General features: G+C 40.3%; 2 protein-coding genes, 6 tRNA genes and 1 rRNA gene (1 of these 9 only partly in view). All 9 read right to left on the reverse strand.

What is annotated here, in order from left to right; genetic code table 11:
* Window positions 1-583: 583 nt before the first annotated feature.
* A complete protein-coding gene (gene trxB, locus ACQY63_RS07035) occupies window positions 584-1,501 on the reverse strand; it encodes a thioredoxin-disulfide reductase (protein WP_022164737.1) in 918 nt (305 codons plus the stop codon).
* Window positions 1,502-1,739: 238 nt separating this feature from the next.
* The gene (locus ACQY63_RS07040; protein ID WP_428244929.1) at window positions 1,740-3,029 is read right to left on the reverse strand and encodes a chloride channel protein; all 1,290 of its coding nucleotides are present in this window, start codon (window positions 3,027-3,029) and stop codon (window positions 1,740-1,742) included.
* A gap of 399 nt (window positions 3,030-3,428) precedes the next feature.
* Window positions 3,429-3,501 (reverse strand) — tRNA-Phe (locus ACQY63_RS07045).
* A gap of 6 nt (window positions 3,502-3,507) precedes the next feature.
* Window positions 3,508-3,581: transfer RNA gene (locus ACQY63_RS07050), tRNA-Met, on the reverse strand.
* Window positions 3,582-3,623: 42 nt separating this feature from the next.
* Window positions 3,624-3,705: transfer RNA gene (locus tag ACQY63_RS07055), tRNA-Tyr, on the reverse strand.
* Between the two features lie 102 nt (window positions 3,706-3,807).
* Window positions 3,808-3,880, reverse strand: a tRNA-Thr gene (locus tag ACQY63_RS07060).
* A 204-nt stretch (window positions 3,881-4,084) separates the two neighbouring features.
* Window positions 4,085-4,157, reverse strand: a tRNA-Val gene (locus tag ACQY63_RS07065).
* A gap of 86 nt (window positions 4,158-4,243) precedes the next feature.
* Window positions 4,244-4,317 (reverse strand) — tRNA-Asp (locus ACQY63_RS07070).
* A 73-nt stretch (window positions 4,318-4,390) separates the two neighbouring features.
* A 23S ribosomal RNA gene (locus ACQY63_RS07075) occupies window positions 4,391-6,000 on the reverse strand (it continues 1,278 nt past the right edge of the window).

A 6,000-nucleotide genomic window follows, 5' to 3' on the forward strand; every position in this document is an offset into this window, starting at 1 on the left:
GGAAGATTATATTCCTTATATGCACTTTGGTATCCACCAGAATAACAATAATTAGTGTTAAAATTAATACAAATGTAATTCCTTTTTTACTCTCATGATAAACTTCCCTTCTTTTTCATAATTTTTCTTTTGTTCAAAGCTTTGATACGCATCACAGTATACTCACATTCTTATTTGTTTTCAATACAATTTGCACGAACGTCGAAAAAAACGACATAAACGTTGTTTTTTTGACGTTCATGTCGTTTTTTTAACTTTTACTTATATTCAATTTGAAAATAATCCAAATAAACCTTGTGTCTATCCTGTGCTGTTAAACACGTGTCCGTTAAATAACCTTTTCCATTGTTCCATTCTTTTAATCCACGATAGTAAAACATTTTCAAATCATCTTCTATGATGAAAGGCACAATATTATTTTTTAGACACTCTTTAAAAATAATCAATTATAAGCTAACTTGATTTGTGTCTGATGATAAATTCCACCTTTTAACTTTATCACCTTTTCTTCTTTTAATTTTGACAATAATGTATTATCATTAATCCCTCTTTCAACTTCCACTAATTCACCTAACTAACAATTCTATTTATTTCTGTCCTGCTCCAATGAGTTAATTGCCACAGCTCCATCTGCTACAGCAGTTACTACCTGTCGCAAGCTTTTTGTTCTAATATCCCCTGCTGCGTATATTCCGTCTATATTAGTTCTGCAATCTTCTCCTGCTATGACGTAGCCATTTTCGTTTGTTGCCACAACACCTTTTGCAAAATCACACTGGGGTTCCATACCAACAGCGATGAATATTCCTGAAACTTCTAATTCCATAGTTTCATTTGCCTTGTTAAATAAAGTAATTTTTTCTACCTTGTTGTTACCTGCAATTTCCCTTACCTGATATTCAGGCATAAACTGAATTTTTTCATTTTTTAAAACTTTATCCTGTAAGATTTTTGCTCCTCTTAATTCATTTCTTCGATGAATGAGATAAACTTTTTCGCAAATGTTTGCAAGATATAAAGCATCTTCAAGGGCAACGTCGCCGCCACCAACAACTGCTACTGTTTTATTTCTAAAGAAGGCTCCATCACATGTGGCACAATATGAAACGCCTGCTCCTGTTAATTCTTTTTCGCCTTTTACACCAAGCACTTTGTGTTTTGCACCTGTTGCAATTATTATGGCTTTTGTATTTATAACGTCACCATTTACCAATGTTATTTCTTTTATCTCGCCCTTATCTTCTATAGATGTAACCTGTCCCTCTACAAATGGCACCTTTAATTCATCTGCATGTTGTCTGAACTTAACGGACAAATCATAACCGTTTTCACCATACAAACCTAAATAATTATCAATTCTGTCTGTCGTAACAATCTGACCGCCACTAAACATTTCTTTTTCTATAACTACCTGGTCTATCATTGCCCTGCTGGCATATACTGCCGCTGAAAGTCCTGCGGGACCACTTCCAATAATAACTAAATCTTTTATATTTTCCATATTACACCGCCTTATATTTTCTAATAATTTCTGCTGTTTTTTCCAAATCTTCCTTAGTATGTGCCACCGAAATAAACATTGCCTCAAACTGTGATGGCACTCATTACCGACTCAGTTCCTGAGCTTACCATTCTTGTCATTTCCATTGATGGCATCAACTCTCTAATAAGTTTTGCTATTTCATATTCTTTTATCTACTGCCGTTCTTTAATCACAATTCTTTCATTACAATTTTTCATTACCTTGCTTTTTTATTTACATACTTTGCCTTGTATTTTGAATAAACAATTGTCTGATCTTTGTATAAACTGTAATATCCTGATAACGAGTAACTAACAGCAATGGCTATCAGATAATATGATACTCCGGCAAATCCAAACAATTCAAAGGCTATTAACATAGATGTGATTGGACAGTTTGTAACACCACAAAAAACAGCTACCATTCCTGAAGCTGTAGCAAGTGACGGTGGAAATCCTAAAATCTGTCCTGCCAGACAGCCAAATGTTGCTCCTACACAAAAAGCCGGTACAATTTCACCACCTCTGAATCCTGCACGCATTGTGATTGCCGTCAAAATAATTTTCCAGAAAAAATCTAATGGGCGTACTTTTCCATATTCAATAGCTCTCGCGATTAATTCACTTCCGGCTCCCATATAATCTTTCGTATTCAAAAGAATCGTAATTCCAATAACAATTAAACTTGCAACAAATACTCTTATATAAGGATTTTTCAAATATTTTGTATACATCCCTGCAGCAAATTTTAAAGCTACACAAAACAAAATGCTAATCAAACCACACCCGGCAGCTATTATTAACATTTTAATGCCACTTTCAACACTAAGTTCCGGAATATTTACAACATGAAAGGATTCCGGATGAATCCCTATACCCGCAGCAAATTCTGAAGCGATAATTGATGCAACAACACATGGAAGCAACGCAGCATAATACATTACACCAACACTAACAACCTCCATTGCAAACACCGCAGCCGCCATCGGTGTACCGAAAACAGCCGAGAATGCCGCACTCATACCGCACATTACCATAACATGATGGTCAAACTCATCTAAATGCACAATTCTTCCCAACTGATTTCCAATGCTTCCGCCAAATTGGATTGCCGCTCCTTCTCTTCCTGCAGAACCACCTGTTAAATGAGTAAGCAATGTTGCCACAAATATCAAAGGAGCTGATTTAAGAGGCACATCATCTTTCGATCTAATCGTTGATAAAACCTGATTCGTTCCGCCATCATACTTATCAATCTTCTGATACATAAAAACAATAACCAGTCCTGCTATAGGCAAGCATAAAAAAAGCCATGGATTTTCACCTCTTGTTTTTGTAACCAGCTTTATACAACCGGCAAAAAAACTACTTGCTCCACCAACTACAACTCCTACAATAATTGCCAAAACAATCCATTTAACAAAATTGTTAATATCTCTTTTAATTCTACCTGAATAAAATCTGTATAAAACTCTATTTCGATTTATTCTGTTTGTATCTTTTTCCAATTTTTCTCATCCTTTTCGTTTTTCTATATATAAAAATGCTTTAGTGTTACTTAATATTAATTTTCTTTCCTATTATATATTATTTTATATTTTATTTTATATTTGCTTTTCTATATTTGCTTTTCTATATTTGCTTTTCTATATTTGCTTTTTTATATTTGCTTTTTTATTTTAGCATATAGTTTATATTTTTCCCATAATTAAGAACATATATCATTATTTATTCAAAATCAATCGGAAAATTTATTTTATACAAAACTTCATTATTGACTAAATACTATTCATTTATGTACCTATTAACATATCTGTATCACTCTTTTACTTTTAACTTTTATCATTTTAACATAAAAGAAAAACTGTAGACATTACCGGGTAACATCTACAGTTTCACATAACAAATGCCCAGTTCCGGAATCGAACCAGAGACACGAGGATTTTCAGTCCTCTGCTCTACCAACTGAGCTAACTGGGCATTGAGTTGCGGGAATAGGATTTGAACCTATGACCTCCGGGTTATGAGCCCGGCGAGCTTCCAGACTGCTCCACCCCGCGCTGTTATTCTATTATATTTCTTTTCTTGCTTGTTTGCAATACTGGGCAGAGAAGGATTCGAACCTTCGAAGGCGGTGCCAACAGATTTACAGTCTGCCCCCTTTGGCCACTCGGGAATCTGCCCATTATAACTTAGAAAGTGAACTGCCTTTCCATGATTCACCAAAATCATCATTCATGACTTCTGAATCTTTGGCTTTTCTTAATGACTTCCTCTTTCCAAGAAAGCCGATGAACGGACTCGAACCGTTAACCTGCTGATTACAAATCAGCTGCTCTGCCAATTGAGCCACATCGGCGTATTTATTTTTTATCAACCTTTCTGCTCAATTGGCAGAGCCAAGCTTCCCTTGACTGCTCTCCTCTTATTGACAAAGTCAATAAGCCTGAATTGAGCCACATCGGCGTATTTATTTTTGATTGCGTGCCGCTTGGAAACATGGTTTTCTTTTGCGATGCAATCATCTTCGGAAATGTCTTCCACAATGCATTTCTGCATTTAGTGGGACCTACAGGGCTCGAACCTGTGACCCCCTGCTTGTAAGGCAGATGCTCTCCCAGCTGAGCTAAGATCCCATTTCTTTTTTGATAAAAATAAAAGAGGTTGAGAAAGCGTGCTTACTGCTTTCGACCTCCTCGCATCAGTTTCTTTTCTTTTTTAGCGACCCGGATGGGGTTCGAACCCACGACCTCCGCCGTGACAGGGCGGCGCTCTAACCAGCTGAGCCACCGGGCCATCTGAATTATACATTCAAAACCACACACTGAAAAATCTTTACATCCGGAGATAACTCCTCTTTCCTTCCTTCATGGATAAGCCCTCGACCTATTAGTATCAGTCAGCTGCATGCATTACTGCACTTCCACCTCTGACCTATCAACCTTGTAGTCTTCAAGGGGTCTTAATTCTTACGAATGGGATATCTCATCTTGAGGGGGGCTTCACGCTTAGATGCCTTCAGCGTTTATCCCGTCCCGACTTGGCTACCCTGCGATGCATTTGGTAATGCAACAGGTACACCAGAGGTCAGTCCATCCCGGTCCTCTCGTACTAAGGACAGCTCCTCTCAAATATCCTACGCCCACGCCGGATAGGGACCGAACTGTCTCACGACGTTCTGAACCCAGCTCGCGTACCGCTTTAATGGGCGAACAGCCCAACCCTTGGGACCTACTACAGCCCCAGGATGCGATGAGCCGACATCGAGGTGCCAAACCACTCCGTCGATGTGAACTCTTGGGAGTGATAAGCCTGTTATCCCCAGGGTAGCTTTTATCCGTTGAGCGATGGCAATCCCACTTTATACCACCGGATCACTAAGTCCTACTTTCGTACCTGCTCCACCCGTCGGTGTCACAGTCAAGCTCCCTTATGCCTTTGCACTCTGCGAATGGTTTCCGACCATTCTGAGGGAACCTTTGAGCGCCTCCGATACTCTTTCGGAGGCGACCGCCCCAGTCAAACTCCCCACCTGACATTGTCCACCAGCCGGATAACGGCTGCATGTTAGAAACCCAATACTGCAAGGGTGGTATCCCAAGGGTGACTCCACGAAAACTGGCGTTCCCGTTTCCTAGTCTCCCACCTATCCTGTACATACAATATCGAATCCCAGTATCAAGCTAGAGTAAAGCTCCATGGGGTCTTTCCGTCCTGGCGCAGGTAACCAGCATCTTCACTGGTACTTCAATTTCACCGGATGCATTGTTGAGACAGTGCCCAAATCATTACGCCTTTCGTGCGGGTCGGAACTTACCCGACAAGGAATTTCGCTACCTTAGGACCGTTATAGTTACGGCCGCCGTTTACTGGGGCTTAAATTCAAAGCTTCGCATTCGCTAACCTCTCCTCTTAACCTTCCAGCACCGGGCAGGCGTCAGCCCATATACATCACCTTACGGTTTCGCATAGACCTGTGTTTTTGCTAAACAGTTGCTTGGGCCAATTCTCTGCGGCCTACCTTCGTAGGCACCCCTTATCCCGAAGTTACGGGGCCATTTTGCCGAGTTCCTTAACAATGCTTCTTCCGTCGGCCTTAGGATTCTCTCCTCATCCACCTGTGTCGGTTTACGGTACGGGTACAATATACACAATAGCGGCTTTTCCTGACAGCCAGCTCACCAGCTTCGCTACTTATAACTTCGCTACACATCACGTCTTCAGATTGTAAGGCGGATTTGCCTGCCTTACTCCTACCTCGCTTGTACCGGTCTTTCCATTCCCGGCTCTGGCTTTCTGTCTGTGTCCCCACAGTTCTGATATATTGTAGTACAGGAATATCAACCTGTTATCCATCGACTACGTCTTTCGACCTCGCCTTAGGCCCCGACTAACCCAGGGCAGATCAGCTTTACCCTGGAAACCTTAGATATTCGGCCGTGAGGATTCTCACCTCACTCTCGCTACTCATTCCGGCAT

Origin of the sequence: Eubacterium sp. Marseille-QA0814 (assembly GCF_965119675.1) — a bacterium.
Taxonomy (GTDB): Bacteria; Bacillota; Clostridia; order Lachnospirales; family Lachnospiraceae; genus Eubacterium_G.

Coding starts and splice junctions, on each gene's coding strand:
- trxB (WP_022164737.1), bottom strand. CDS start 1,501: ATGGAAAATATAAAAGATTTAGTTATTATTGGAAGTGGTCCCGCAGGA.